Consider the following 24,080-nt stretch of genomic DNA (forward strand, 5'->3'; position numbering starts at 1 on the left):
CGCCTCACCCCTCCGGGGCCGGTTCCACGACCGGGCGGTGCACGACCTCGTCTATCACGGTGAGCGTCTGGGTGGAGGTCACGCCGGGAAGCGACTGGAGCCGGGTGAGGATCAGGTCGCGCAACCGGTGGGTGTCGGAGACGCGTACCAGGAGGGCGATGTCGACCGTGCCCACCACGTACCAGCAGTACTCGACCTCGGGGTAGGAGGAGAGGATCTCGCGGTTGGCGCGCCAGTCCGGCTGGCTTCCGGAGACGAGGACGAGCGCGGTGACGCCCAGTCCCATCTTGGCGTGGTCGGTCACCACGGAGTAGCCGCGGATGACCCCCTCGTCGGTGAGCCGCTTGATCCTGTTGTAGGCCGTAGCGCGGGAGACGTTGGCCAGCGCGGCGATCTCGGTGATCCCGGTCCGCGCGTCCTTGGCGAGCGCGCTCAGGATGGTCTGGTCAGTGGCGTCCGGCCGTCGGCCGCTCCTGTGCTGCCCGCCCATGGCCATGTGGGTACTCCTTGCGCTCTTGTCTCAGTGTCCGGCCCCTTTCGCCATTGATCGGGGATACCGAACTACCAGGTGGAGGTGGTGCCCGTCCACGGTGGTCTCAGTGGGCGAGACCACGGGGCGGGGCGGGCCGACCGGGGGAGGCCCGACTGTACCCAGGTGGACGCGGTAGGCGGGCGGCGGGTTTCCCCGACTGGCGGGTAACTACGTCCGAATCCGAAGAATCCGGACGAAGCCCCCGGCTCGCGGGGGCGGCGGTCCCGGTGGCGGGTCTGAAACCGGGGGCGGGCCGGTCTTTATAGGAATCTCCGATCCGGGGCCGCCGATTTCCCTGTGCGGATCACCGAGAACCACGGGTGCCGAAGGTGTCGCGGGCGTGAAACCAGGGAGGAGCGGCCGCCCGCCCCAGGACGCGGATCCACGGGGCGGGCCGCCTCCGGTGCGGTGCTCCGCCCCTGCCTGGGGGGGTCGGCCGGGACGGTCGGATCCCGAGCCCGGGCGCTGCGTAATGTGTTCTTTGTAACTTTTCTGAGCATTTCATGTCGCTCTGCTCTCGCCTTCATAACAACTCAGTCTGTGTGTTTCATGACTATTCGGACACGGGATATCGTCCGGCAGCAGAACTCAAGCCGTCCGCGCTATTGCGGGCGGTTGAGACGTCGAAGGGGAGAGCGACCGAAGTGAAGCGCAGCAACGCAGTGAAGTTCGCCGCCGTCGCGGCGGCGAGCGCGCTGGCCCTCACCGCCTGTGACAGCGGGGCCGGGGAATCCGCCGAGGGCGACAGCGGGAGCAGCGAGGAGAGCACCGCCCTCCGCGTGGGCCTGGCCTACGACGTCGGCGGCCGCGGCGACCGCTCGTTCAACGACTCGGCCTACCGCGGCCTGAGCCAGGCCGCGGAGGAACTCGACGTCGAGACCCGCGACTTCGAGCCCGCCGACGGTGAGGCCGACTCCGCCAAGGAGGAGCGCCTGTCCACCATGGCCGAGGAGGGCTTCGACGTCGTCATCGCCGTCGGGTTCGCCTACGACGGCGCCGTCCGGGCCGTCGCCCCGGAGTACCCCGACGTCCACTTCGCGATCGTGGACTCCGAGATCGCCGACGTCGACAACGTCACCAGCCTCGTCTTCTCCGAGGAGCAGGCCTCCTTCCTGGCCGGCGCCGCCGCCGCGCTGACCACCGAGGAGGACCACGTCGGCTTCATCGGCGGTGTCGAGAACCCGCTGATCCAGAAGTTCGAGGCCGGGTACGTCGCCGGCGTCCAGCACATCAGCGAGGACGTCGAGGTCGAGATCGACTACATCAGCCAGCCGCCGGACTTCAGCGGCTTCAGCGACCCCGCCGCGGGCCGCGAGACCGCCCAGGCCCAGTACGACCGCGGCGCCGACGTCATCTACCACGCCGCCGGCGCCTCCGGCAATGGCGTGCTCCAGTCCGCCGTGGAGAACGAGTTCCTGTTCATCGGCGTCGACAGCGACCAGTACGAGAACGCCGAGGAGGAGCAGAAGCCCTTCGTCCTCACCTCCGCCATCAAGCAGGTGGACGTGTCGGTGTTCGAACTCATCCAGGCGGCGGTCGACGGCGGGGCCGAGGGCGGCGTCCAGCGCTTCGACCTGGCCTCGGGCGGTGTGGACTACACCCAGACCAACTCCGAGCTGATCGACCCGCTGACCGCGCAGCTCGACGAGATCAAGCAGCAGATCATCGACGGCGAGATCGAGGTTCCGACCGAGCCCTAAGGCGCATCCGGTGCCCGGGCGCGCCCCGCGGCACCCCACCGGCGGCGGCACCGGAGCGGGCACCCCGTTCCGGTGCCGCCGCCGACTGTCGCAGGCGACGGCGCCCGCGGCCGGCCCCCGGCCCGGCGGCTCCGCCGCCCGTTCCCCGAGGAGACTGATGAGCAGCACCTCATCGGGCGGCGGGACCACCCCACCCCCCGCCGTCGAGCTGCACGGGATCACCAAGCGTTTTCCCGGCGTCGTGGCCAACCACGACATCGACATCACCGTGGCCCCCGGTACCGTGCACGCCATCGTCGGCGAGAACGGCGCGGGCAAGTCCACCCTGATGAAGACCCTCTACGGCATGCACCGGCCGGACGAGGGCCACGTCTACGTCAAGGGCCGGGAGGTGCGGTTCCACTCGCCCTCCGACGCCATCAAGCACGGCATCGGCATGGTGCACCAGCACTTCATGCTCGCCGACAACCTCACCGTCCTGGAGAACGTGGTCCTGGGCGCCGAGCGCCGCTTCGGTATCGGCAGGCGCGCCCGTGCGCGCGTCCGGGAGCTGTCGGAGCAGTACGGGCTCGGCATCATCCCCGACCGCCTCATGGAGGAGCTCGGAGTCGGCGACCGCCAGCGCGTGGAGATCCTCAAGGTCCTCTACCGCGGCGCCGAGACGATCATCCTCGACGAACCGACCGCCGTCCTGGTCCCGCAGGAGGTCGACGAGCTCTTCGACAACCTGCGCGAACTCAAGCGCGAGGGCCTCACCGTCATCTTCATCTCGCACAAGCTCGACGAGGTCCTGTCCGTGGCCGACGAGATCACGGTGATCCGCAGGGGCACCACCGTGGGCACCGTCGACCCGGCCGCCACCACCGCGCGGGACCTGGCCACGATGATGGTCGGCGGGGAACTGCCCGTCCCCGAACTGCGCGAGTCCACCGTCACCGACCACGTCGTGCTCTCCCTGGAGGGGGTCACCGTCCGAGCACCCGGCGGGCGCACCGTGGTGGACGGCGTCAGCGCCGATATCCACCGGGGCGAGATCGTCGGCATCGCCGGGGTGGAGGGCAACGGCCAGTCCGAGCTGATCGAGGCGGTCATGGGCATGCGCCCCCTCGCCTCCGGCCGTGTCCGCCTGGAGGAGAGCGACGTCACCGGCTGGTCCACGCTGCGCCTGCGCGAGGCCGGGGTCGGCTACATCCCCGAGGACCGCCACCGGCACGGCGTCCTGCTGGAGTCCCCCCTGTGGGAGAACCGCATCCTCGGCCACCAGACCAAGCCGCCCAGCGTGCGCGGCCCCTGGATCGACCGGTCCGGCGCGCGCGCCGACGCCGCGCGCATCGTCTCCGAGTACGACGTGCGCACCCCCGGTATCGACGTCATCGCCGACGCCCTGTCCGGCGGCAACCAGCAGAAGTTCATCATCGGCCGGGAGATGAGCGGCGCACCGCGCTTCCTCGTCGCCGCCCACCCCACCCGCGGTGTGGACGTGGGCGCCCAGGCCGCCATCTGGGAGCAGCTGCGCGACGCCCGCGCGGCCGGACTCGCGGTCCTGCTGGTCTCCGCCGACCTCGACGAGCTCATCGGCATGTCCGACCGCATCCACGTGATCCTGCGCGGCCGCCTGGTCGCACAGGCCGACCCGACCACCGTCACCCCCGAACAGCTCGGCTCCGCCATGACCGGCGCCGGACTGGACGGCCCTACGGAAGGCGACACCGGTGCCGACGACGAGAACGGGGGCCGGGCATGAGCGACGCCCTCGTTGACAGAGTGCTCTCCGGACCGGCGCGCCCGGCCCTCGCGGTGGTACTGGGCACGGGCCTGACCTTCGGCCTCGACCTGGTGCTGCTGTGGTGGGCCGCGCTGATGATCGGCGTGGTGGCGGCGTTCGCGTTCGTCTTCGCCGCGGACCGGTTCGCGGCGGCCGGCGGGGACGCCTTCCAGCAGGACCGGGGCGTCCTGCACGGCGTGCTGGTCGTCCCCACGGCCCTGGTGCTGTCGGTGGCCGGCGGCCTGCTGGCCGCCTGGCTGCTGGACCTGAGCCTGATCGAACCGGTCGCGGCCCTGATGGGCGGGGCCCTCGGCTCCCTCCTGGCCCTCCTGCTGCTGCGCCACCTGTCGGGGATGCTGGCGCTGTCCTTCGCCGCGGTGTTCGCCGCGGGCGCCATCGCGATCGCCGTGACCGCGCTCGTGCTCCTGGCCAGCGGCATCGACCCCCTGCACACGTTCGCCCGGATGTTGGAGTACGGCACCCGGCCCGACAGCATGGTGCAGATCATCAACGACAGCACCACCTACTACCTGGCGGCCGTCGCGGTGGCGATCGGCTTCCAGATGAAGCTGTTCAACATCGGTGTCGACGGGCAGTACCGGCTCGCCGCCCTGATGGCGGCGACCGTGGGCGGCTACCTCGTCCTGCCGCCGGTCATCAGCCAGATCGTCCTGGTCCTGACGGCGGTCGTCGTCGGCGGATTCTGGGCGGGTATAGCCGGATACCTGAAGGTCACCCGCGGCGTGTCCGAGGTGATCTCCACGATCATGCTCAACGCGATCGCCACCGGCATCACCGCCTACCTGCTCAGCACCGACCGCATCGCGGTGGAGATCAGCACCAACAACATCGGCACCCCGCCGATGCCCGAGTCGGCGTGGGTTCCGGGCATCCCGGCGTCCTTCCTCGGCTCGGACGAGAGGATCTTCGGCTTCGTGTTCCTGGCCGTCGCGGTCGGCGTCGCCTACTGGGTGATGCTCAACCGCACCCGCTTCGGCTTCGAACTGCGGGCCACCGGGCAGTCCAAGACGGCGGCCGAGGCCAGCGGCGTCAACGTCAGGAAGATGGTCTTCCTGGCCATGGTCTTCTCCGGCGTGGTTGCCGGACTGGTGGGCCTGCCCCAACTACTTGGGCACTCCCACCACTACGCCCTCGACTTCCCCACGGGGATCGGCTTCACCGGCATCGCCATCGCCCTGCTGGGCCGCAACCACCCCGTGGGCGTCGCCTTCGCCGCCCTGTTCTGGTCCTTCCTCACCCAGGCGTCGGGCATCCTGCCCTTCGACAGCATCCCACAGGAGATCGCGGTCATCGCCCAGGCCACCATCGTGCTCACGGTCGTCGTGGTCTACGAGGTCGTGCACCGCTGGGGCCGCCGCTACCAGCAGCAGCAGATCGGCAGACATCTCGGCACGGCCACCGGGTCCGGCGCGGAGTCCGCGCCGGTCCCGCCCGAGGGCGGGACCGACGACCAGGGCCGGGACGCAACCGTGCCGGCCGCCGACGGCGAACACGGCGGGGAGGCACGATGAGCCAGGAACTCGACGTCACCAGGGCGGTGCGCCAGTCGCCGATCCGCCCCCGGGGATGGGCCCGCTGGCGCTTCCTCACCCTGGCCGGGGCGGTCTTCGTGGCCCTGGCCGGACTGCGGGTCGTCACCGGACAGGACATGCTCACCGACGCGGGCACCGTCCGCACCACGATCGCCTTCGCCGTGCCCATCGGGCTCGCCGCGCTGGGCGGCCTGTGGGCCGAGCGCTCGGGCATCATCAACATCGGCCTCGAAGGCATGATGATCCTGGGCACCTGGTTCGGTGCCTACTTCGCATGGAGCTTCGACAACCCGTGGATCGGACTGCTCGCCGGCGTGGTCGGCGGCATGCTGGGCGGGCTGGTGCACGCGGTGGCTACGGTGACCTTCGCCGTCGACCACATCGTCTCCGGCGTGGCCATCAACATCCTCGCCCTCGGCGCCATGCGCTACATGTCGATCCTGCTGTACTCGGACGTGCCCGGCGCGGGCGCCGCCCAGTCGCCCACCACCCCCGACTTCCCCAGGGTCAGCCTGCCGGGCGTGGAGGGGCTGCTCCAACCCCTCGCCGACCGGAACCTGTTCCTGGTCAGTGACCTGGCGCACCTGGTGATCGGGCTGACCGACAGCATGTCCGCCCTGACCCTCATCGCGATCCTCCTGATCCCGGTGAGCTACCTGGTCCTGTGGCGCACCGCCTTCGGCCTGCGGCTGCGCTCCTCGGGGGAGAACCCCGACGCCGCCGTGTCCCTCGGCGTGCGGGTCCTGGGCTACAAGTACCTCGCCGTGGTCGTCTCCGGCGGCCTCGCGGGCATGGGCGGCGTGTTCCTGGCACTGGAGGCCTCCGACATCTACCAGGAAGGGCAGACCGGCGGCCGCGGGTACATCGGCCTGGCCGCGATGATCTTCGGCAACTGGCGCCCCGGCGGGCTGGCCATGGGTGCCGGACTGTTCGGCTACACCGACGCACTCCAGGTGCGCGGCGGCGGCGAGGCCATCCACGCCCTGCTGCTGCTCCTGGCCGTGGTGCTGCTCGCCGTCGCCCTCTGGCAGGTGCGCGGTGACCGCAAGGGCGTCGCGATCGCCGCCGCGCTCTCCGCCGCCGTGCTGCTGGCCTGGTACTTCACCACCGACTCGCTGCCGCGCGAGTTGTCCACCTACAGCCCGCACATCGCTACCCTTCTGGTGTTGTCCCTGGCGGCGCAGCGGCTCCGGGCGCCGGCCGGGATCGGTAGACAGTGGAGGGCGGGCCGCTGATGACCGGTGTGGACTGGGAGTTGCTGCGAGCCGAGGCGCGGGAGGCCATGTCCCGCGCCTACGCGCCCTACTCGGACTACCCGGTGGGGGCGGCGGCCCTGGTCGACGACGGCCGGACCGTCAGCGGGTGCAACGTGGAGAACGCCTCCTACGGCCTTGGCCTGTGCGCAGAGTGCGGCCTGGTCAGCGCCCTGTACGCCTCCGGCGGGGGCAGGCTCACCGCGTTCAGTTGTGTGGATGGCCGGGGCCGGGCCCTGATGCCGTGTGGGCGCTGCCGACAACTGCTCTACGAGCACGGCGGCCCGGACCTGCTCATGGACACCCCCGAGGGGATCATGCCCCTGGACCGGGTCCTCCCGCAGGCCTTCGGGCCGCAGCACCTCGCGCAGTGACCCTGGGAACCGACGAGGGCGGCCCTTCCGGGGCCGCCCTCCCGTGTGGAAGGAGCGACATGGACGCCGTCGACGTCATCCGTGCCAAGCGCGACGGGGGAGAGCTCACCCCCGAGCAGATCGACTGGGTGGTCGGCGCCTACACCCGGGGCGAGGTCGCCGAGGAGCAGATGTCGGCCCTGGCCATGGCGGTCCTGCTGCGCGGGATGACCGGTGCCGAGGTGGGCCGCTGGACCGAGGCGATGCTGGCCTCGGGGGAGCGGCTGGACTTCACCGGCCTGGGCCGGCCGACCGTCGACAAGCACTCCACCGGCGGGGTGGGCGACAAGATCACCCTGCCCCTGACCCCCACCGTCGCCGCCTGCGGCGCGGCCGTCCCGCAACTGTCGGGCAGGGGGTTGGGGCACACCGGCGGCACCCTGGACAAGATGGAGTCGATCCCCGGCTGGCGGGCCTCGCTCTCCACCGGTGAGATGCGCACCGTGCTCACCGACACCGGCGGCGTGATCTGCGCGGCCGGCCCCGGACTGGCCCCAGCCGACCGCAAGCTGTACGCGCTGCGCGACGTCACCGGCACCGTCGAGTCGATCCCGATGATCGCCGCTTCCATCATGAGCAAGAAGATCGCCGAGGGCACCGGCGCCCTCGTCCTGGACGTCAAGGTCGGCTCCGGCGCGTTCATGAAGGACCTGGACTCGGCCCGCGAGCTGGCGCGCACGATGGTCGGCATCGGCACCGGCCACGGCGTGCGCACCGTCGCGCTGCTCACCGACATGGCCGCGCCGCTGGGCCGCACCGTGGGCAACGCCTTGGAGGTCGCCGAGGCCGTCGAGGTGCTTTCCGGCGGCGGACCGGCCGACGTGGTGGAGCTGACCGTGGCCCTGGCCCGCGAGATGCTCGCCGCGGCCGGGCTCGCCCCGGGCCGGGACGGCACCAAGGACCCGGCCGAGGCGCTCGCCGACGGCAGCGCCCTGGCCTCGTGGCGGGCCCTCGTCCGCGCCCAGGGCGGCGACCCCGACGCGCCGCTGCCCGAGGCGGCCGGGACCCGGACGGTGCCCGCACCCGCCACGGGGACCCTCACCCGGCTGGACGCCTACCGGGTGGGGCTCGCGGCGTGGCGGCTGGGCGCCGGGCGCGCCCGCAAGGAGGACGCGGTGTCCTTCGGCGCGGGAGTGGTGCTGCACGCCAAACCGGGGGAGCCGGTCGTGGCGGGCGAGCCGCTGTTCACCCTGCACGCCGACGAGGCCGCGCGGTTCGACCGGGCCGAGGCGGCGCTGGAGGGCGCCTTCGACATCGGCGCCGACACGGATTTCGCGGCGGGCCCGCTGGTCATCGATCGCGTGGCCTGAGGCGCTGACGCCGACCCGGCGCGAGGGGCCGTACCGGAGGACGGGTTCCGGTGCGGCCCCTCGCGCGCCGGAGCGCCACGGTTCCGGCACTCCCGAGAGAGAACCGCACCGTCGCCAGGGGGAGAGCCGACGGTAGATGTCCCGCCGGTGTCCGACCGCCACCAGCCGGATGATCACCCTGTACATGCCGACACGCAGACGGTGATGGTCCTCGTAACCGACCAGTTTCCTGATGCCGGAGCCGAGGCGGCGGGGGTCTTCGCCGAGCGGGGTGAGCGCTCGCAGGAGGTCCATCGCGTCCTCTTTCGGCAGCGCGCGGATCTGCCTTGCGCACCCGTCGAAAGCCGAACTCCCATTTCACGTGGCACTGCTCCTGCGCTCGTCGAAGATCTCCGCGACCATCTCGGCCATGCCGACGGGCGCGTCGTCCTGGCCGCCGCCGTCGAGGTCGGCCTGCTGGGCCAGGCGCATGTCCAGTGCTTCCTCCAAGGCCTCGAAGTCCTCCATGGGAACGACCGCTGCGGCGGGGGCACCGTTGCGGGTGATGACGGTGGGGTCTCCGGATTCGGCCCTGGAGACGAGTCCGGCGAGGTGGGCGCGGGCGTCGCGGATGCTCATGGTGTGGTCGGCCATGCGATAAGTGTGCAGGAAGACGTGTACACACCTTGGTTGCTCCCCATCACTGTCAGGCGAGCCGCTGTTCACCCCGCACGCCGACGAGGCCGCACGGTTCGACCGGGCCGAGGCGGCCCGTGGGGCGGGACGCCCCACGGGCCGAAATGCGGGGTTACTGCTACGTTTGTGCCGGGGTCGAGTGGCCCCGTTCACACTGTCGGTTTCGGAGGCGGGAGAGTCGTGTCAGCGAGTTCGGGTGCGGTGGTCGAGGCCGCCGAGGGTGTCCATTTCGTCGGCGGTGCCCACGTGAACTGGGTGATCCTGGAGGAGGGAGAGGACCTCACCCTCATCGACGGCGGCTACCCCGGCGACATCGACGCGCTGGAGGGGTCCATCCGCCACATCGGGCACCGGCCCGAGGACGTGCGGGGGATCCTGGTCACCCACGCCCACGTCGACCACATCGGGTCGCTGCCCCGCTTCACCGAACGCTACGGCACCCCCGTGTACATGGACGGGCGCGAGGTGGCGCACGCCGCCCGTGAGTACGTGCAGCAGGTCACCCCCGCCACGATCCTGTCCCAGGCGTGGCGGCCGGGTGTGCTCTCCTGGACCCTGCACGTCCTGAAGGTGGGCGGTACCAGCAAGGAGCCGGTGAAGGCCCTCCCCTTCCCCCGGGAGGAGGGTCCGCTGGACCTTCCTGGCAGGCCCGTGCCGGTGTCCACCCCCGGCCACACCTCCGGCCACAGTTGTTACCACCTGCCCGAAGCGGGCGCGGTGGTCACGGGGGACACACTCGTCACCGGGCACGCCATCTCCCGGCTGGAGGGGCCCCAGCCGCTGCCGTCGATCTTCCACCACGACCGCGAGGCCATGCTGGCCTCCCTGGACGCCATCACCGGCCTGGACGCCGATCTCCTGCTGCCCGGACACGGTCCGCTGACGCGCATGCCCGTCGCCGAGGCGGTCGACACCGCGCGGGCCATGGCCTCCCGGGCCTGGTAGCCGCCCGTACCCGGACACCCCGCCGAGTCCGCGCCCGTCGCCGAACAGGGTGAGCGGGGGCTCGGGCGCCGGGGCCGGGATGTACGGATCCGTGCACCGCTCCGGTTCTCCGACCGTGAGGCGGGTGGAGGTGTCCCTGTCCCCGGCGCGGATGCCCTCGTCCGGGAGGAGTCCGTGGTCCGGAGGCAACGGGCCGTTCTCCGCCGCGGACTCGGTGCCGGCGGTACCGCTCCCGCCGGTCGCGGCGAGCGGCGCCCCGCCCCTGACCCGGGGCCCGGCCAGGCCCGTCTCCGCGCAGAGTGGACCCTGGTCACGCCCGTCATTCGGAACAGTGATCCGTTTCTGGGCGGAGTAGTGTTCCGCTGAGGAGCCACTCAAGGAGGGAGCGCACGGTGACCGGTACGAGTCGGCCAGGGGAGGCGTCGGCCCGGGGCAAGCGGGCCGACGCGCGGCGCAACCAGGCGAAGCTGCTCGACGCCGCCGCCGCCGTGTTCGTCACCTCCGGCGTCGACGCGCCGATACGGGAGATCGCGGCCAGGGCGGGAGTCGGGATGGGGACGGTCTACCGCCACTTCCCGACACGGGCCGACCTCGTCGTCGCGGTTTACCGGCACCAGGTCGAGGCCTGCGCCGAGGCAGGGCCGCGACTGCTCACCGACGCCGACTCGCCGTTCGAGGCCCTGCGGCAGTGGGTCGACCTCTTCGTCGACTTCCTGGTCACCAAGCACGGGCTCGCCGACGCGCTGCGATCGGACAGCGGCGGCTTCGCCGCGCTGCACGACTACTTCCTCGACCGCCTGGTACCCGTCTGCACGCGGCTGCTCGACGCCGCGGTCGAATCCGGGGAGATCAGGCCCGGCACGGAGGCCTACGCACTGATGCGCGGCATCGGCAACCTCTGTGTCGGCCACGGCGGCGACCCCCGCTACGACCCGCGCCGCCTGATCGCGCTGCTCCTCCGGGGACTGCGGCGGTCACCGTCGCCCCCGGCGTAGGACCCGTGGCACCGGTGTGAGCGGCACCTCGGCCCAGAGCGGCGGTCCTGCCCTCCGGTACGCCCCGCTCGCGCTCGTCGCCGCACGGCTCCGCCGCACGTCCCGGCACGGCTCGGTCCTCCCGGCTCCGCCCCATCCGGGCGGGCGGGACACCGGCACGGATGGGTCCATCCCCGGGTCGAGCGGAGGTGTCGCCGCAGGTCAGGCCCCGGACGGCACGCTCACGAAGGTGACGAGGGAGGCCACCAGTGCCACCAGGCCCACAAGGACCGTCGCGGCGGCTGCCCAGCGGGCCCAGGCGCGGGTGCGGGTGCCGCTGAGCACCAGGGAAACCGCAGCCGACAGTACGGCCAGGGCGCCGAGCCCCCCCGTGACCGCGATCTCCGCGCTGATGAGGGCCGGCTGCTCGGCCCCGGTGTCGGTGAGGACGAACCAGCCGAACAGTTGGAAGACGCGGCCGCCGAGCAGGACGGGGGCCAGGAACAGCAGTCCGGCCACACTGAGGGTCTCAGCGGAGAGGACCCCGGGGGTTCCGGCCGGGGCGGGCGCGCCGCTGAGGAAGGCCGCACCGGCGTCGGTCTCCTCGACCGCACCGGGGCTTTCGGTATCGGTCTCTTCCGCGCCGGGGCGTGGGCCGTCGGTCGTGTTCTGATCTTGGGAGGTGTTCACCGCGCCAAACTATCGCGGGAACCCGCCGTTCCCAGAGGCCCCCGGCACACTCTCCGTGGCCGCTTCCGGCCATCTCCGTCAGAGGGGCAGCGGTTCGGCGGCCGAGGCCCCGAACCGGTCCGATTCCTGTGCCGCCGGGCCGGTGTCTATCATCGAAGGGGCCGGGCCCGGCCCGGCGCGGATATCGGTCGGAGAGTCGATGGGACAGGTGGTGCGACCATGCGGGCGGACGCTGACAGGGACCTGCCCGGCCTCGCCGGGAGGGCACTGGAAGCCTTCGAGGAGAGCGCGCAGCGGCGCCGGGACCGCGACGCCCTGATCGACGACGCCTTCGCCGCGCTGCTGGACCTGTACCGGGCCACCACGCGCCCCGAACGCCGCTCCCCGGCCGGCCGGGACTTCGCCGACCGGCTCGCCGGACTCCTGGCCTCGGGCAGCAACCCCGACCGCCTCGGGCTGTACGTGGTGCGCAGCCAGACCGCGGCCGAGCACGGCCGCCACGAGGGCTACCGCCCGGCCTGCTGGCGGCGGTCCATGCTGCAACTGCTGGGCGAGGAGTTCGTCGACTGGGAGGTCTTCCTCCGGCCGGGCGACCTGGAGGCGCTGCCGCGCATCGACGAGGCGCTGGCCGAGGCCGCCGCCGACACCCGTGCCGACGGGGACGTGCCCGCCTGGGTGCCGGACTCGCACTGGTGGTGGTGGGAGCCCGCGCGCCTGCGCGGTGAGAGCGCCCCCGGCGACAGCGGCCCCCTCGGCGCGGTCGCCGGAGCCTGACCGGCGGTTCCGGCCCGGGCGCGTCGGACCCGGACCCGCCCCGCAGGAGGCCCGTGGCCGGTGCGGCCCCGGGCCTGAGTACACGCCCCCGGCCCGGGGGTTCCCCGGTCAGCCCCTGGCCGGGGGAGCGTCGCCCTGGCGGGCGTGCTCGGCGCCCAGGGCGATCGGTGCCCCCAGCCACTCGTCGCGCAGACCGAAGGCGTTCACCAGTGTGACCGCGTAGGGCCGCAGCCCCCGGCACAGGTCGTCGACCGCCGCGGTGACCGCCTTGGCCCTGGTGGCGGAGAGCCGCTCGTGCTCCAGGAACCAGGCGCGCTCCTCCTCCACGACCGAGAGCACGTACAGGTCGCACACCCGGTTGAGCAGCTTGGCCGTGGAGGTGTCGCCGCAGCGGTCGATGCCCGCCACGAACGCCTCCAGCACCACCCGGTCCATGTGCGCCCTGCCCGCGGCGAGCACGTGGCCCTGGGCCCGGTTGAACACCTCGAACGCGTCGCCGCCGTCCTTGCGGGCCCGGCGCAGGCGGCGCGCCAGCCCCTCGACGACGTGCCGCTCGCGGTCCTCCAACAGCTCCAGTTGCCAGCCCCGGTTGTACAGGTCCTCTCCGGTGCTCCGGCCCGGACGTGCCGAGACCAGGCTCTCGATGAGCGGCGCGGCCGCCGTGCGCTCGATGACGGCCCCGAACACCCGGCCCGCCATGAACCGTGCCAGCTCCAACTGGTCCAGGTCCCCGAAGGACTCCTGGAAGTCGGTGAGCAGGCCTTTGGTGAGCTGCTGGAGCAGGACCGTGTTGTCGCCCTCGAACGTGGTGAAGATGTCGGAGTCGGCCTTGAGTTGGGGGATGCGGTTCTCCGCCAGGTATCCGGCGCCGCCGCACGCCTCGCGGCAGGTCTGGATGGTGGCGGTGGCGTGCCACGTGGCGACCGCCTTGAGCCCGGCGGCGCGCGACTCCAGTTCGCGTTGGGCCCGCTCGTCGCGCTCGGGTGCGCGGGACAGCTCGTGTAGGCGGGTGACCAGCTCCTCCTGGGCGAAGTGCAGGGCGTAGCTGCGGGCCAGCGCGGGCAGGAGCCTGCGCTGGTGGGCGAGGTAGTCCAGGACGCGGACCTCGCGTTCGGGCTCGCCGTCGGCGGCGGGCCGCGTGAACTGGCGCCGGGTGTCGGCGTAGCGCAGCGCGATCGCCAGCGCGGCCTTGGCGGCCGTGCCCGCGCCCCCGGCCACGCTGATCCTGCCCCGGACGAGTGTGCCGAGCATGGTGAAGAAGCGGCGGTTCTCGTTGTCGATGGGGCTGGAGTAGGTGCCGTCGGCGGCCACCGCGCCGTAGCGGTCGAGCAGGTTGGCGCGCGGCACCCGCACCCGGTCGAACCACAGGCGGCCGTTGTCGACGCCGTTGAGCCCGGCCTTGGCCCCGCAGTCCTCGATGCGCACGCCGGGCATCGGGGCGCCCTGCGCGTCGCGGATCGGCACCAGCAGGGCGTGTACGCCGTGCCCGCGGCCGCCGGTGCGCAACTGGGCGAAGACCACCGCCACGCGGCCGTCGCGGGCGGCGTTGCCGATGTAGTCCTTGCGCGCCGACTCGTCGGGCGTGTGGACGGTGAACTCCTCGGTGGCGGGATCGTACTCGGCCGTGGTGCGCAGGCGCTGCACGTCCGAACCGCGGCCGGTCTCGGTCATCGCGAAGCAGCCGGGCAGGTCGACGCTCATCACACCGGGCAGGTACTCGGCGTGGTGGCGTTCGGTACCCAGGGCGCGGATCGCCCCGCCGAACAGCCCCCACTGCACGCCCACCTTCACCATGAGCGACATATCGGCCACCAGCATCTCGAAGGCGGCCACGGAGGCGCCCACGTCGTCGGTGCCGCCGACCGACTCGGGGAAGCCGTAGCCGGAGATGTCCTCGGCGGCCAGCGCCTTGAGCTGGTCCAGGACGCGGGCGCGGTGCTCCTCCACCGACAGTCCCGACACCGGCGCGAACCGCTCGCCGCGCAGGAGGTCGCGGGCGCGTTGGCGCACGCCCGCCCAGCGCCCGTCCAGGAGTTGGCGCAGTTCGTTCTCGTTCACGCGCAGTGTCTGTTCGGTCATCTCGTCCCCCTGCGGTGTCCGGTGAGAAAACGCGGCCACCTTCGTACTACCACTCCCGGGTCGGGCATGTCGGGAACACGCCTGTGGCGGTCCCCACCGCAGAGGTCCCGGCCGGTGGTCGCGTGTTGTCCGTCGATAGTGATCGCATGTATAATGCATGCATGATTGCTTTGCAGATCAGAGGTGTCAGGGAAGAGACCAGAGACGAGTTGGCCCGTCTGGCCAAGGGTCGGGGGCAGTCGCTCCAGGCATATCTGCTCGACCTGATCGAGACCGAGGCTCGGCGTTCACGCAACGCACAGGTACTGCGGAGGTACGCGGGGCGCGGCGACGGCGTCAGGGGCGAAGCGGTATCGGCCGCCGAGATCATCCGTGCTGGACGCCGGGATCGTACGGAACGGTATGGAATCTATGAGGAATCGGACGGCGATTGATGGTCATCGTTGACGCGAGTGCTCTTGTGAACGCCCTGGCGTTCGATGGAACCGAGGGCGAGCGGGCCCGGGAGCTCCTCTCCGGGGAGCACGCCTGGGCGGCCCCCGAGCATATGCCGGTGGAGGTCTTCTCCACGGTCCGGGGGCTCTGTTTGGGTGGAAAGATCACCGAGGGACGCGCACGCGGGATTCTGGAGGACTTGGCGGAGCACATGGAGATCGAGTTGATCGGTGTGCGGCGTCTTTTTCCTCTGATGTGGGAACTGCGTGGCCGTGTCACGGGATACGATGCCGCCTATGCCGCTTCGGCCCGGATGTTCGACTGCCCGCTGTTCACAGGAGACGCTCGTCTGGCGAAGGCGGCGGAAGGGTACTGCCAGGTGACTCTGCTGTGAGCGGGGCCGGTGTCGCCCCCCGGGCGGGACGGGCGGCTCACGCCAGGCCGGGCACGGCCAGCTCCAGCACCCCGCCCTCGGCGTCGAGCACGGCGGGCACCCCCAGCGGGATCGTGAGCTGGGCGGCGCAGTGTCCGAACTCCAGCCCCCACAGCACCGGGACGCCGAGCGGCGCCAGCCGGTCGCGCATCAGGTCGGCGACCACCCCCAGGCCGGGTGGGCAGTCGGTCCACGTACCCAGGACGATCCCGGCGACCCCCTCCAGCCACCCCGTGCGCAGCAGGTGGGTGAGCATGCGGTCCAGACGCGCCACGTCCTCCCCGACGTCCTCCAGGATGAGCAGCCCCCCGCGCGCCGAGAGCCTGCTGTACGGGGCGGCCAGGCCGTCGTTGAGCAGGCTCAGGTTCCCGCCGAACGTCACCCCTCGGGCGCGCCCCGGTACCAGGGCGTGCGCTCCGGGCGAGGTCAGCACGGTCCCGTGTTCGGGCTCGAACAGGGCCGTGCGCAGGGCCTGCTGGGCGACGGTGTCGCCCACGAAGTACTTGGTCCCCACCACCGGTCCGTGCACTGTGGCCACGCCCAGTTCCACCGCGAACGCCTCGTGCAGCGCGGTGATGTCGCTGAACCCCACCAGAGCCTTGGGCGGGGCGCCGCGCATCGCGTCGAAGTCCAGGTGCTCCAGGGTCCGGTGCGCGCCGTCGCCGCCGCGTACGCAGAACACCGCCGCGACGCCGGGGTCGCACCATGCCTGCTGGAGGTCGGCGGCCCGGGTGGCGTCCTCGCCCGCGAGGTAGGGCAGGCGCGGGTGCCGTGCGCGCACGTGTGGTGCCAGTTCCACGCGCAGCCCCCAGGCCTCCAGGACCTCGGAGGCGGCCCTCAGCCGGGGGGCGGGGACCGGGCTGCACGGCGCGACCAAACGGACCCGGTCGCCCGCCCGCAGCCGCGGTGGCCGGACCAGGGGCCGTACGCCGCGGGTGTACGCGGCGGCCCCCGCCGCGGCCAGGCCGTCCGTGCGCGTCTCGATCATCGTGTCCCCCACCCGTCACCGTCCCCTTCGTCGGTGTTCTCCCTCGGTTCGACGGTCGTCGAACCATCGCGGTTGCGTCGACCGGGCGCGCCGGGGAGGGGCCCGCCGCGGGTGTTCCCCCGTATCGCGGGAGGTGAGGGTGCGCACAGCGTGACTCTAGCTCTCGAAGCGGCGGTGCGCGCACACGTGGGCGCCCCCCGCGTCCGGGTGTCGGACGCGGGGGGCGCTGTGTCGGGGGCGGAGCGGTCGACCGCTCGCCGACCCCGGGTGGCGGTCCCGGTTCTCGGGGTTCCGGGACGCCGGTCGGCTAGCGGATCCAGGGACGCTTGTGGTGGTCGCCGCAGCCCTTCTTGCTGAAGCCGTGGCCGAAGCCGTGGCCGAAGCCGTGGTTGTCGCCCGCGAAGCTGCAGATGCTCTGCGAGCCGGCGCCGTACGGGCCGGCGAAGGTGGCGTTGGCCTTGTAGAGGCTGTCCGCGAAGGCGGCGGCGGGCAGGCCGAGGGCCAGCATCGGGGCCGCGACGGCGGTGACCAGGACTCGCGAGACGGTCTTCATCGTCATGGGAACTCCTCCCTGTGTGCGACCGGCGGTTCGTGATCCGGCCCGACGGGTGCCCTGTGCTCCCGTCCGACAGCCGGTTCCCGCATCCGGTCTGGTGTTGCTCGTTCGAGCGTCACGTCGAAGGTTATGCGCAGAAAGTAGTCATCTATTCACTGTTTGTAACCGACTTGACGAAGTGAGTGCGGATAAGTCCGGTGTGGGGGTGTGAAGTGCCCCATGTCGGGCGGGGGTGGTGCGTTCTCGGGAGGAGAACGCCGGAGCGCCGGGGGGCGGATCGCCCCCCGGCGCTCGGTTCACGGCTCCGGGCGCTCTGCGCGCCCCGCTGCCCCGTTAGTCGAACAGCCCGTTCGTCACGCTTCCGGGAGCCCAGGGGCGCTTGTGGTGGTCGCCGCAGCCCTTCTTGCCGTAGCCGCCGCCGTAGCCGAGGAGGCCGTGGTGGTGGCCGTGGTCGGTGGCGGCGCTGCAGACGCTCTGGGAGCCGGCGCCCTTCGGGCCCGCCCACGTGGCGTTGGCCTCGAAGAAGCTGTCCGCGAAGGCGGCGCTGGGCAGGCCGAAGGCCAGCATCGGGGCCGCGACGGCGGTGACCAGGACTCGCGAGACGGTCTTCATGCTCATACGGATTTCTCCTCGTGTGTCGGCCGGCGTGTGGTGCTGCCGGTCGGCTTCCCGCCCGTTCGGGCGGCACGTCTAAGAGCATGCGCGAATCGTGTCCGATTATGTGCGCTTTGTAACCAGATTGACGAAATGGGATGTGTATGGGCTTTGGTGGTGCCGCCTGGTGGAGGGCACGGTGAAGGCCCCGGACGCGCGGCGGGCACCCGGGGCCGACGGTACGGCCGAAGGGGTCAGGGCAGGGTGAGGATCTCCGCGCCGGAGTCGGTGACCACGAGCGTGTGCTCGAACTGGGCGGTCCACGAGCGGTCGGCCGTCACGGCCGTCCAGCCGTCGTCCCACATGTCGTAGTCGACCCCGCCGAGCGTGATCATCGGTTCGATCGTGAAGGTCATCCCCGGCACCATGACGGTGTCCGCGCGCGGGTCGTCGTAGTGCGGGATCACCAGTCCCGAGTGGAACTCGGGACCCACGCCGTGGCCGGTGAAGTCGCGGACCACCCCGTAGCCGAAGCGCTTGGCGTAGGACTCGATGACCCGGCCGATGATGTTGATCCGCCGGCCCGGGCGGCACGCCTTGATCGCGCGCATGGTCGCCTCGCGGGTCCGCTCCACCAGCAGGCGGTGCTCCTCGGCCACGTCCCCGGCCAGGAACGTGGCGTTGGTGTCACCGTGCACACCGTCCTTGTAGGCGGTGATGTCGATGTTGACGATGTCGCCGTCGGAGACCACGGTGTCGTCCGGGATGCCGTGGCAGATCACCTCGTTGAGCGACGAGCACAGCGACTTGGGGAAGCCCTTGTAGCCGAGCGGGCTCGGGTAGGCGCCGTGGTCCAGCAGGAACTCGTGGCCGACCCGGTCCAGTTCGTCCGTGGTCACCCCCGGCTCCACGTGCTTGCCGACCTCCTGGAGCGCCTGGGCGGCGATCCGCCCCGCCTCGCGCATCCGCTCGATCGTCTCGGGCGTCTGCACGTCCCCGAGAACCCCCTCCACCGGGTGCTTGCGGCCGACGTACTCCGGCCGGACGATGTGCGGGGGGACCGAACGTTGTGGCGAGATGCGCCCAGGAACCAGCGGAGTAGTCATGGGTACACATTCTAGTTCGTCTCCCGCGCCCCCCATGTTCAACCGGAGAGTCGGTGGTGAGGGGAGCCCGGAGGCGGGTACGGTTCCCACGACCGCTGACGGACACGGGAGAGGCGGGCGACGGTGAACGACGTTCACGGCGACTGGTGGTACTGCCTGAAGCACATGCGGGTCGAACACGGCGCGGGCTGTCCGAACAAGCAGCGGATGGGCCCCTATGGGGACGAGGCCACGGCCGCGCGCGCACTGTCGATCGCTGCCGAGCGCAACGAGGACTGGGACGCCGAGGACGAGGGGGGCCGCTGAGGCCCGCCCCGACGCACCGGGGCGGCCCGTCGGCCCGGCCCGGGGCGCTCTGGCAGGATTCGGTGCATGACTGACACCACCACGCCGGAGGGCGTCGACATCGCGGGCGCCACCATCGCCGTCCTCGGGGGCACGGGCGACCAGGGGCGCGGGCTGGCCCGCCGGTTCGCCCTGGCGGGCAACCCCGTCGTGATCGGCTCCCGCAAGGCCGAGCGCGCCGAGATGGCCGCCGCCGACCTGGTCGCCGCCGAGCGGACGGAGATCGACGTCCGGGGCACGGACAACGCGGCCGCCGCAGCCGAGGGCGACATCGTCATCGTCGCCGTGCCCTGGGAGGGCCACCGCGACCTGCTCGTCTCCCTGGCCGAGCCCCTGGCGGGCAAGATCGTCGTGGACTGCGTCAACCCGCTCGGGTTCGACAAGCGCGGTCCCTACGCGCTGCCCGTCGCCGAGGGCAGCGCCGCCCAGCAGGCCGCGGAGGTACTGCCGGAGAGCCGCGTCACCGCCGCCTTCCACCACGTGTCCGCGACGGTGTTGCTCGACCCCGAGGTCGAGGAGGTCGACCTCGACGTCCTCGTCCTGGGCGAGGACCGGGCCGCCACCGACGTGGTGCGCGCCCTGGCCGACCGAGTCCCCGGAGCCCGGGGGGTCTTCGGCGGCAGGCTGCGCAACGCCCACCAGGTCGAGGCGCTCACCGCCAACCTCATCGCGGTCAACCGCCGCTACAAGACGCACGCCGCGCTGCGCGTCACCGGGCTCTGACGGCGGCGGGGCCGCGGAGCGCCTCCGCGGCCCCGCCCCGGGTCAGGACAGCCAGCCCTTGACCTTCTCCACCAGGGCCACCGGGTCGCCGCCCAGGGGGGTGACGTTGAGCCGGGTGACGCCCGCCGCACGGAAGGCCTCCACGCGCTCGCGCACGTAGCTCTCGGGGCCGACCATGTTGGTCAGCTCCACGAACTCCTCGGGAACGGCCGCGGCCGCCTCCTCCTTGCGCCCGTCCAGGTACAGGTCCTGGATCTTCTCCGCGGCCTCCTCGTAGCCGTAGCGGCGGGCGACGGAGTTGTAGAAGTTCTTGCCCTTGGCTCCCATGCCGCCCACGTACAGTGCGATCATCGGCCGCACGAAGTCCAGGAGCCTCTTGGTCTGCTCGCCCTCGCCGATGGCGAGCAGGCCCCCGGCGGCGATCTCCAGTTCGCCCAGGGCCGGGTCTCGCTCGGCCTTCCCAGCGGCCAGGGAGTCGCCCCACACCAGGTCGGCCTTCTCCGGGACGAACAGGTGCGGCAGCCACCCGTCGGCGATCTGTGCGGTCATCGCGACGTTCTTCTCACCGAGCGCGGCGACGTAGATGGGGATGTCCGCGCGGTGCGGGTGGTTGATGAGCTTCAGCGGCTTGCCCAGGCCGGTGCCCCGGTCCGGGGGCAGGGGCAGTTGGAAGGCCTTGCCGTCGTGGGTGAGGCGCTCCTCGCGCCGCCAGATCTTGCGGCAGATCTCGATCGTCTCGCGGGTGCGCGTCAGCGGCTTCGTGTAGGGGACGCCGTGCCACCCCTCGATGACCTGCGGGCCGCTGGCCCCCATGCCGAGGATGGCGCGGCCGCCGGACAGGTCGTCCAGTCCGGCCGCGGTCATCGCCATCAGGGCCGGGGTGCGGCTGTACAGCGGCAGGATGGCCGAGCCGATCTCCACCGTCTCGGTGCGCGCGGCGATGTAGCCCATCAGGGTCGGGCTGTCGAACCCGTAGACCTCGGCCACCCACACGGTGTCCAGACCGGCCTTCTCCAGCTCGACCACCTGGTCCACGGCGGCCTTGGGGTCGCCCGCGTACTGGAGCGGCATCGAGATGCGCATGTGTCCTCCCGGCGGGCTCCGGCCCGCTTCGGCGATGAGTACGCAGCGACTGTACTACCGAGTTCTGTTCGGTTTGTCGGGTGGGCCACACCCGGGCGAGGCGCGGGCCCGGACGCGCGGCCGCCGGCCGGGACCGTGCCCGGCCGGCGGCGACGGCGTCCGTCAGCTCGCGTAGGAGTGGCGCTCCTCGGGGAAGGTGCCGCCCACGACCTCGTCGGCGAAGCCGGCCGCGGCCTCGCGCAGGGTCCCGGCCAGGTCGGCGTAGGTCTTGACGAACTTGGCCACCTTGGGGCTGAGCCCGGCCATGTCCTGCCACACCAGCACCTGGGCGTCCGTGGCGGGGCCCGCGCCGATACCGATGGTGGGGATGGTCAGCTCGGCGGTCACCTGGGTGGCCAGGTCGACGGGTACGCACTCCAGCACGAGGGAGAAGGCGCCCGCGCGCTCCAGTTCCTTGGCGTCGTTCAGCAGCCGGGCGGCGGCCTCGCCCCGGCCCTGCACCCGGTAGCCGCCGAGGGTGTTGACGGACTGGGGCGTCAGACCCAGGTGGCCCATCACCGGGACGCCCGCGGCCACGAGCGTCTCCACCTGGGGGGCCACCGTGTGGCCGCCCTCCAGCTTGACGGCCTGGGCGCCGCCCTCCTTCATGAAGCGGCTCGCCGACTCCAGTGCCTGCTGGGGCGAGCCCTGGTAGGAGCCGAAGGGCAGGTCCGCCACGACGAGGGAGCGCTTGGTGGAACGGGACACGGCCGCGGTGAGGGGGACCAGCTCGTCCACCGTGACCGGGACGGTGGAGTCGTAGCCGTAGACGACGTTGGCGGCCGAGTCGCCCACCAGCAGGACCGGGATCCCGGCCTCGTCGAAGATGCGGGCGGTCAGGGCGTCGTAGGCGGTCAGCATCGGCCAGCGCTCGCCGCGCTTCTTGGCGCGCGCCAAGTCGCGGACGGTGACGCGGCGGCTGGTGACTCCGCCGTACAGGGTCTTCCCGTCGGAGGAGTTCTGGGCTGAGGTGGTCATGTGTGTCTTCCTCCGTCTGTCTCGAAGCACCTGGGGTGTCTCCGGACGTGTGGACGAATGGGGTCTCGCGCCTCTGGCGCGAGGGGCCCGGACGGGCCGGGTGTCAGCATCATCGCATGCCGGTCCGATGCCGCATTCCTTGGGATACAACCGTTTTCCGGCCGTGCGGCATTCCCCGGTGCGCGGGAGTGGATGGGGCCCGAGGTTCGTCTCAAGGCGAACCTCGGGCCCCAGGTTCTCCCTGGGGCGAACATCGGCGGCAGGATGTGCTTCAGCGGCGGTGGCGGCGGAGGAGAGTATGACGCAGGCGGCGGGGGTCAGGCCAGGGCCAGGAACAGCCGCTCCAGTTCCTTCTCGGTCATGGGCGGCTCCTCACCGCGCTGGCGGGCCGCGTCGCAGTGGCGCATGCCGGTGGCCACGATCTTGAAACCGGCCCGGTCCAGGGCCTTGGACACGGCGGCGAGCTGTTGCAGCACGTCGGCGCAGTCCTCGCCCTCCTCGATCATCGAGATCACCCCGGACAACTGGCCCTGGGCGCGGCGCAGCCGTGTGAGGGCGTCGCCGATCATCTCCGGCTTGAGTTCCACTTCGCATCACCTCGCTCGTCCCCAACATACCCCCGCCCGTACCTATTCCGCTCTCGGTGGGAGGGGACTACCCTCCGGTCCGTCCCGCGAACGCGGCGGGGCCCGGCGGTCGCGCGACCGCCGGGCCCCGGGCACCGGAACCGGTGGGTCAGAGCGTGGGCAGGTACCGCGCCAGCTCGTAGGGCGTCACCTGGCGGCGGTAGGAGTTCCACTCCGCCTTCTTGTTGCGCAGGAAGAAGTCGAACACGTGCTCGCCGAGGGTCTCGGCGACCAGCTCGCTGTTCTCCATGATCCGCAGCGCCTCGTCCAGGCTCTGCGGCAGCGGCCTGATCCCCAGTGCGCGGCGCTCGGCGTCGGTGAGCGCCCACACGTCGTCCTCGGCGCCCGGGGGCAGCTCGTAGCCCTCCTCGATGCCCTTCAGGCCCGCGCCCAGGATCACCGCGTAGGCCAGGTAGGGGTTGCAGGCGGTGTCCATCGAGCGGATCTCGATCCGGCTGGAGTTGGACTTGCCCGGCTTGTACATCGGTACCCGCACCAGCGCCGACCGGTTGTTGTGGCCCCAGCAGATGTAGGCGGGGGCCTCGCCGCCCGCCCCGGCGGAGGCGGCAGGGTCGTCCCACAGCCGCTTGTAGGAGTTCACCCACTGGTTGGTGACGGCGGTGATCTCGTCGGCGTGCCGCAGCAGCCCCGCGATGAACCCGCGCCCCACCTTCGAGAGCTGGAACTCCGCGCCCGGCTCGTAGAAGGCGTTGCGGTCGCCCTCGAACAGCGACAGGTGCGTGTGCATGCCCGAACCCGGGTACTCCGTGAAGGGCTTGGGCATGAACGTGGCGTACACGCCCTGCTCCATCGCCACCTCCTTCATCACGAGCCGGAAGGTCATGACGTTGTCGGCGGTGGTGAGCGCGTCCGCGTAGCGCAGGTCGATCTCCTGCTGGCCCGGGCCGCCCTCGTGGTGGCTGAACTCCACGGAGATGCCCATGGACTCCAGCATGTTGATGGCGCTGCGCCGGAAGTCGTGCGCGCTGTTGTGCGGAGTGTGGTCGAAGTAGCCGCCCGAGTCGTTGGGCTCGGGGAACTCCCCGTGCTCGGGGAACTTCTTCAGCAGGTAGAACTCGATCTCGGGGTGCGTGTAGAAGGTGAAACCGAGGTCGGAGGCCTTGCTGAGCTGGCGCTTGAGCACGTGCCGCGGGTCGGCCGGCGACGGGGAGCCGTCCGGCATCAGGATGTCGCAGTACATGCGCGCGGTGCCGTGCGGCTCGTTGCGCCAGGGCAGCACCTGGAAGGTGGACGGGTCCGGCTGGACCAGCATGTCCGCCTCGTAGACCCGGGCGAAGCCCTCGATCGCCGAACCGTCGAACCCGATGCCCTCGCTGAAGGCCGCCTCCAGCTCGGCCGGGGCCACGGCCACGGACTTGAGGTACCCGAGCACGTCGGTGAACCACAGCCTCACGAACCGGATGTCGCGCTCCTCCAGCGTGCGGAGCACGAATTCCTGCTGTCGATTCACGTTCAACCTTCCTCGATGCGGTCGTGTCCGATCCCGGTCT

Annotated in this window: 25 protein-coding genes; 13 read left to right on the forward strand and 12 right to left on the reverse strand. The window is 71.7% G+C overall.

All coding sequences use genetic code 11. The features are described 5' to 3' along the window. Window positions 1-4: 4 nt before the first annotated feature. A complete protein-coding gene (locus ACFHWE_RS07825; protein ID WP_416599947.1) occupies window positions 5-496 on the reverse strand; it encodes an Lrp/AsnC family transcriptional regulator in 492 nt (163 codons plus the stop codon). Window positions 497-1,176: 680 nt separating this feature from the next. On the opposite strand from ACFHWE_RS07825, the gene ACFHWE_RS07830 reads away from it, so the two are divergent. The 6 genes from ACFHWE_RS07830 (at window position 1,177) to ACFHWE_RS07855 (ending at window position 8,526) form a co-directional block, all read left to right on the forward strand. Next, window positions 1,177-2,232, forward strand: a complete 1,056-nt coding sequence (locus tag ACFHWE_RS07830) for a BMP family lipoprotein (protein ID WP_416599948.1) — start codon at window positions 1,177-1,179, stop codon at window positions 2,230-2,232. Between the two features lie 157 nt (window positions 2,233-2,389). Continuing rightward, window positions 2,390-3,976, forward strand: a complete 1,587-nt coding sequence (locus ACFHWE_RS07835; protein WP_416599949.1) for an ABC transporter ATP-binding protein — start codon at window positions 2,390-2,392, stop codon at window positions 3,974-3,976. After that, entirely contained in the window at window positions 3,973-5,529 is a 1,557-nt protein-coding gene (locus ACFHWE_RS07840) for an ABC transporter permease (protein ID WP_416599950.1), read from the forward strand. The genes ACFHWE_RS07835 and ACFHWE_RS07840 overlap by 4 nt, the downstream gene beginning before the upstream one ends. Then, on the forward strand, window positions 5,526-6,785 hold the full coding sequence (locus tag ACFHWE_RS07845) for an ABC transporter permease (RefSeq protein WP_416599951.1): 1,260 nt from the start codon (window positions 5,526-5,528) through the stop codon (window positions 6,783-6,785). The genes ACFHWE_RS07840 and ACFHWE_RS07845 overlap by 4 nt, the downstream gene beginning before the upstream one ends. Further along, the gene (locus ACFHWE_RS07850; protein ID WP_416599952.1) at window positions 6,767-7,177 is read left to right on the forward strand and encodes a cytidine deaminase; all 411 of its coding nucleotides are present in this window, start codon (window positions 6,767-6,769) and stop codon (window positions 7,175-7,177) included. Before ACFHWE_RS07845 ends, ACFHWE_RS07850 begins: the two co-directional genes overlap by 19 nt. 59 nt (window positions 7,178-7,236) lie before the next feature. Further along, on the forward strand, window positions 7,237-8,526 hold the full coding sequence (locus tag ACFHWE_RS07855; RefSeq protein ID WP_416599953.1) for a thymidine phosphorylase: 1,290 nt from the start codon (window positions 7,237-7,239) through the stop codon (window positions 8,524-8,526). Between the two features lie 357 nt (window positions 8,527-8,883). Here ACFHWE_RS07855 and ACFHWE_RS07860 read toward each other — a convergent pair whose 3' ends face one another. Then, complete coding sequence (locus ACFHWE_RS07860) at window positions 8,884-9,159, reverse strand: type II toxin-antitoxin system Phd/YefM family antitoxin (RefSeq protein WP_416599954.1); 276 nt, start codon at window positions 9,157-9,159, stop codon at window positions 8,884-8,886. A gap of 222 nt (window positions 9,160-9,381) precedes the next feature. Between ACFHWE_RS07860 and ACFHWE_RS07865 the strand changes: the two genes are divergently transcribed. Both ACFHWE_RS07865 and ACFHWE_RS07870 read left to right on the forward strand, forming a co-directional pair. Then, window positions 9,382-10,146 (forward strand): MBL fold metallo-hydrolase, encoded by a 765-nt coding sequence (locus tag ACFHWE_RS07865; protein WP_416599955.1) that lies wholly within the window; start codon window positions 9,382-9,384, stop codon window positions 10,144-10,146. Window positions 10,147-10,538: 392 nt separating this feature from the next. After that, window positions 10,539-11,141 (forward strand): TetR/AcrR family transcriptional regulator, encoded by a 603-nt coding sequence (locus ACFHWE_RS07870; protein WP_416599956.1) that lies wholly within the window; start codon window positions 10,539-10,541, stop codon window positions 11,139-11,141. Window positions 11,142-11,342: 201 nt separating this feature from the next. On the opposite strand, the gene ACFHWE_RS07875 is transcribed toward ACFHWE_RS07870, so the two are convergent. Then, window positions 11,343-11,810, reverse strand: a complete 468-nt coding sequence (locus ACFHWE_RS07875) for a hypothetical protein (RefSeq protein ID WP_416599957.1) — start codon at window positions 11,808-11,810, stop codon at window positions 11,343-11,345. A gap of 219 nt (window positions 11,811-12,029) precedes the next feature. On the opposite strand from ACFHWE_RS07875, the gene ACFHWE_RS07880 reads away from it, so the two are divergent. Next, the gene (locus tag ACFHWE_RS07880; protein WP_416599958.1) at window positions 12,030-12,584 is read left to right on the forward strand and encodes a hypothetical protein; all 555 of its coding nucleotides are present in this window, start codon (window positions 12,030-12,032) and stop codon (window positions 12,582-12,584) included. A 108-nt stretch (window positions 12,585-12,692) separates the two neighbouring features. On the opposite strand, the gene ACFHWE_RS07885 is transcribed toward ACFHWE_RS07880, so the two are convergent. After that, the gene (locus tag ACFHWE_RS07885; protein ID WP_416599959.1) at window positions 12,693-14,663 is read right to left on the reverse strand and encodes an acyl-CoA dehydrogenase; all 1,971 of its coding nucleotides are present in this window, start codon (window positions 14,661-14,663) and stop codon (window positions 12,693-12,695) included. Window positions 14,664-14,824: 161 nt separating this feature from the next. Between ACFHWE_RS07885 and ACFHWE_RS07890 the strand changes: the two genes are divergently transcribed. Together ACFHWE_RS07890 and ACFHWE_RS07895 are read left to right on the forward strand one after the other, a co-directional pair. After that, window positions 14,825-15,097, forward strand: a complete 273-nt coding sequence (locus ACFHWE_RS07890) for a hypothetical protein (RefSeq protein WP_416599960.1) — start codon at window positions 14,825-14,827, stop codon at window positions 15,095-15,097. Continuing rightward, the gene (locus ACFHWE_RS07895; RefSeq protein WP_416599961.1) at window positions 15,097-15,492 is read left to right on the forward strand and encodes a type II toxin-antitoxin system VapC family toxin; all 396 of its coding nucleotides are present in this window, start codon (window positions 15,097-15,099) and stop codon (window positions 15,490-15,492) included. The genes ACFHWE_RS07890 and ACFHWE_RS07895 overlap by 1 nt, the downstream gene beginning before the upstream one ends. A gap of 37 nt (window positions 15,493-15,529) precedes the next feature. Here ACFHWE_RS07895 and ACFHWE_RS07900 read toward each other — a convergent pair whose 3' ends face one another. From ACFHWE_RS07900 to map, 4 genes are all read right to left on the reverse strand, one after another. Beyond that, entirely contained in the window at window positions 15,530-16,519 is a 990-nt protein-coding gene (locus ACFHWE_RS07900) for a S66 peptidase family protein (RefSeq protein WP_416599962.1), read from the reverse strand. Between the two features lie 307 nt (window positions 16,520-16,826). Beyond that, on the reverse strand, window positions 16,827-17,078 hold the full coding sequence (locus ACFHWE_RS07905) for a hypothetical protein (protein ID WP_416599963.1): 252 nt from the start codon (window positions 17,076-17,078) through the stop codon (window positions 16,827-16,829). Between the two features lie 330 nt (window positions 17,079-17,408). Continuing rightward, entirely contained in the window at window positions 17,409-17,693 is a 285-nt protein-coding gene (locus tag ACFHWE_RS07910) for a hypothetical protein (protein WP_416599964.1), read from the reverse strand. 230 nt (window positions 17,694-17,923) lie between these two features. After that, window positions 17,924-18,775, reverse strand: coding sequence for a type I methionyl aminopeptidase (gene map / locus ACFHWE_RS07915; protein WP_416599965.1), 852 nt, complete (start codon window positions 18,773-18,775; stop codon window positions 17,924-17,926). A 123-nt stretch (window positions 18,776-18,898) separates the two neighbouring features. Here map and ACFHWE_RS07920 point away from each other — a divergent pair, with 123 nt between their 5' ends. Continuing rightward, window positions 18,899-19,081 carry a hypothetical protein gene (locus ACFHWE_RS07920; protein ID WP_416600080.1) on the forward strand — a complete coding sequence of 61 codons (183 nt, stop codon included), beginning with the start codon at window positions 18,899-18,901 and terminating at the stop codon, window positions 19,079-19,081. Between the two features lie 66 nt (window positions 19,082-19,147). Then, the gene (gene npdG / locus ACFHWE_RS07925; protein ID WP_416599966.1) at window positions 19,148-19,843 is read left to right on the forward strand and encodes an NADPH-dependent F420 reductase; all 696 of its coding nucleotides are present in this window, start codon (window positions 19,148-19,150) and stop codon (window positions 19,841-19,843) included. A gap of 42 nt (window positions 19,844-19,885) precedes the next feature. On the opposite strand, the gene ACFHWE_RS07930 is transcribed toward npdG, so the two are convergent. From ACFHWE_RS07930 to ACFHWE_RS07945, 4 genes are all read right to left on the reverse strand, one after another. Further along, window positions 19,886-20,926, reverse strand: a complete 1,041-nt coding sequence (locus tag ACFHWE_RS07930; RefSeq protein ID WP_416599967.1) for an LLM class F420-dependent oxidoreductase — start codon at window positions 20,924-20,926, stop codon at window positions 19,886-19,888. A 162-nt stretch (window positions 20,927-21,088) separates the two neighbouring features. After that, a complete protein-coding gene (gene panB / locus ACFHWE_RS07935; RefSeq protein WP_416599968.1) occupies window positions 21,089-21,943 on the reverse strand; it encodes a 3-methyl-2-oxobutanoate hydroxymethyltransferase in 855 nt (284 codons plus the stop codon). 317 nt (window positions 21,944-22,260) lie between these two features. Continuing rightward, on the reverse strand, window positions 22,261-22,512 hold the full coding sequence (locus ACFHWE_RS07940; protein WP_416600058.1) for a metal-sensitive transcriptional regulator: 252 nt from the start codon (window positions 22,510-22,512) through the stop codon (window positions 22,261-22,263). A 166-nt stretch (window positions 22,513-22,678) separates the two neighbouring features. Then, window positions 22,679-24,040, reverse strand: a complete 1,362-nt coding sequence (locus ACFHWE_RS07945; protein ID WP_416599969.1) for a glutamine synthetase family protein — start codon at window positions 24,038-24,040, stop codon at window positions 22,679-22,681. Window positions 24,041-24,080 lie beyond the last annotated feature (40 nt).

Origin of the sequence: Nocardiopsis sp. LOL_012, assembly GCF_048060475.1 — a bacterium.
Taxonomy (GTDB): domain Bacteria; phylum Actinomycetota; class Actinomycetes; order Streptosporangiales; family Streptosporangiaceae; genus Nocardiopsis.

Coding starts and splice junctions, on each gene's coding strand:
- ACFHWE_RS07905 (WP_416599963.1), bottom strand. CDS start 17,078: ATGACGATGAAGACCGTCTCGCGAGTCCTGGTCACCGCCGTCGCGGCC.
- ACFHWE_RS07885 (WP_416599959.1), bottom strand. CDS start 14,663: ATGACCGAACAGACACTGCGCGTGAACGAGAACGAACTGCGCCAACTC.
- ACFHWE_RS07895 (WP_416599961.1), top strand. CDS start 15,097: ATGGTCATCGTTGACGCGAGTGCTCTTGTGAACGCCCTGGCGTTCGAT.
- ACFHWE_RS07880 (WP_416599958.1), top strand. CDS start 12,030: ATGCGGGCGGACGCTGACAGGGACCTGCCCGGCCTCGCCGGGAGGGCA.
- ACFHWE_RS07910 (WP_416599964.1), bottom strand. CDS start 17,693: ATGAGCATGAAGACCGTCTCGCGAGTCCTGGTCACCGCCGTCGCGGCC.
- ACFHWE_RS07940 (WP_416600058.1), bottom strand. CDS start 22,512: ATGATCGGCGACGCCCTCACACGGCTGCGCCGCGCCCAGGGCCAGTTG.
- map (WP_416599965.1), bottom strand. CDS start 18,775: ATGACTACTCCGCTGGTTCCTGGGCGCATCTCGCCACAACGTTCGGTC.
- ACFHWE_RS07840 (WP_416599950.1), top strand. CDS start 3,973: ATGAGCGACGCCCTCGTTGACAGAGTGCTCTCCGGACCGGCGCGCCCG.
- ACFHWE_RS07825 (WP_416599947.1), bottom strand. CDS start 496: ATGGCCATGGGCGGGCAGCACAGGAGCGGCCGACGGCCGGACGCCACT.
- ACFHWE_RS07860 (WP_416599954.1), bottom strand. CDS start 9,159: ATGGCCGACCACACCATGAGCATCCGCGACGCCCGCGCCCACCTCGCC.
- ACFHWE_RS07845 (WP_416599951.1), top strand. CDS start 5,526: ATGAGCCAGGAACTCGACGTCACCAGGGCGGTGCGCCAGTCGCCGATC.
- ACFHWE_RS07855 (WP_416599953.1), top strand. CDS start 7,237: ATGGACGCCGTCGACGTCATCCGTGCCAAGCGCGACGGGGGAGAGCTC.
- npdG (WP_416599966.1), top strand. CDS start 19,148: ATGACTGACACCACCACGCCGGAGGGCGTCGACATCGCGGGCGCCACC.
- ACFHWE_RS07835 (WP_416599949.1), top strand. CDS start 2,390: ATGAGCAGCACCTCATCGGGCGGCGGGACCACCCCACCCCCCGCCGTC.
- ACFHWE_RS07890 (WP_416599960.1), top strand. CDS start 14,825: ATGATTGCTTTGCAGATCAGAGGTGTCAGGGAAGAGACCAGAGACGAG.
- ACFHWE_RS07930 (WP_416599967.1), bottom strand. CDS start 20,926: ATGCGCATCTCGATGCCGCTCCAGTACGCGGGCGACCCCAAGGCCGCC.
- ACFHWE_RS07900 (WP_416599962.1), bottom strand. CDS start 16,519: ATGATCGAGACGCGCACGGACGGCCTGGCCGCGGCGGGGGCCGCCGCG.
- panB (WP_416599968.1), bottom strand. CDS start 21,943: ATGACCACCTCAGCCCAGAACTCCTCCGACGGGAAGACCCTGTACGGC.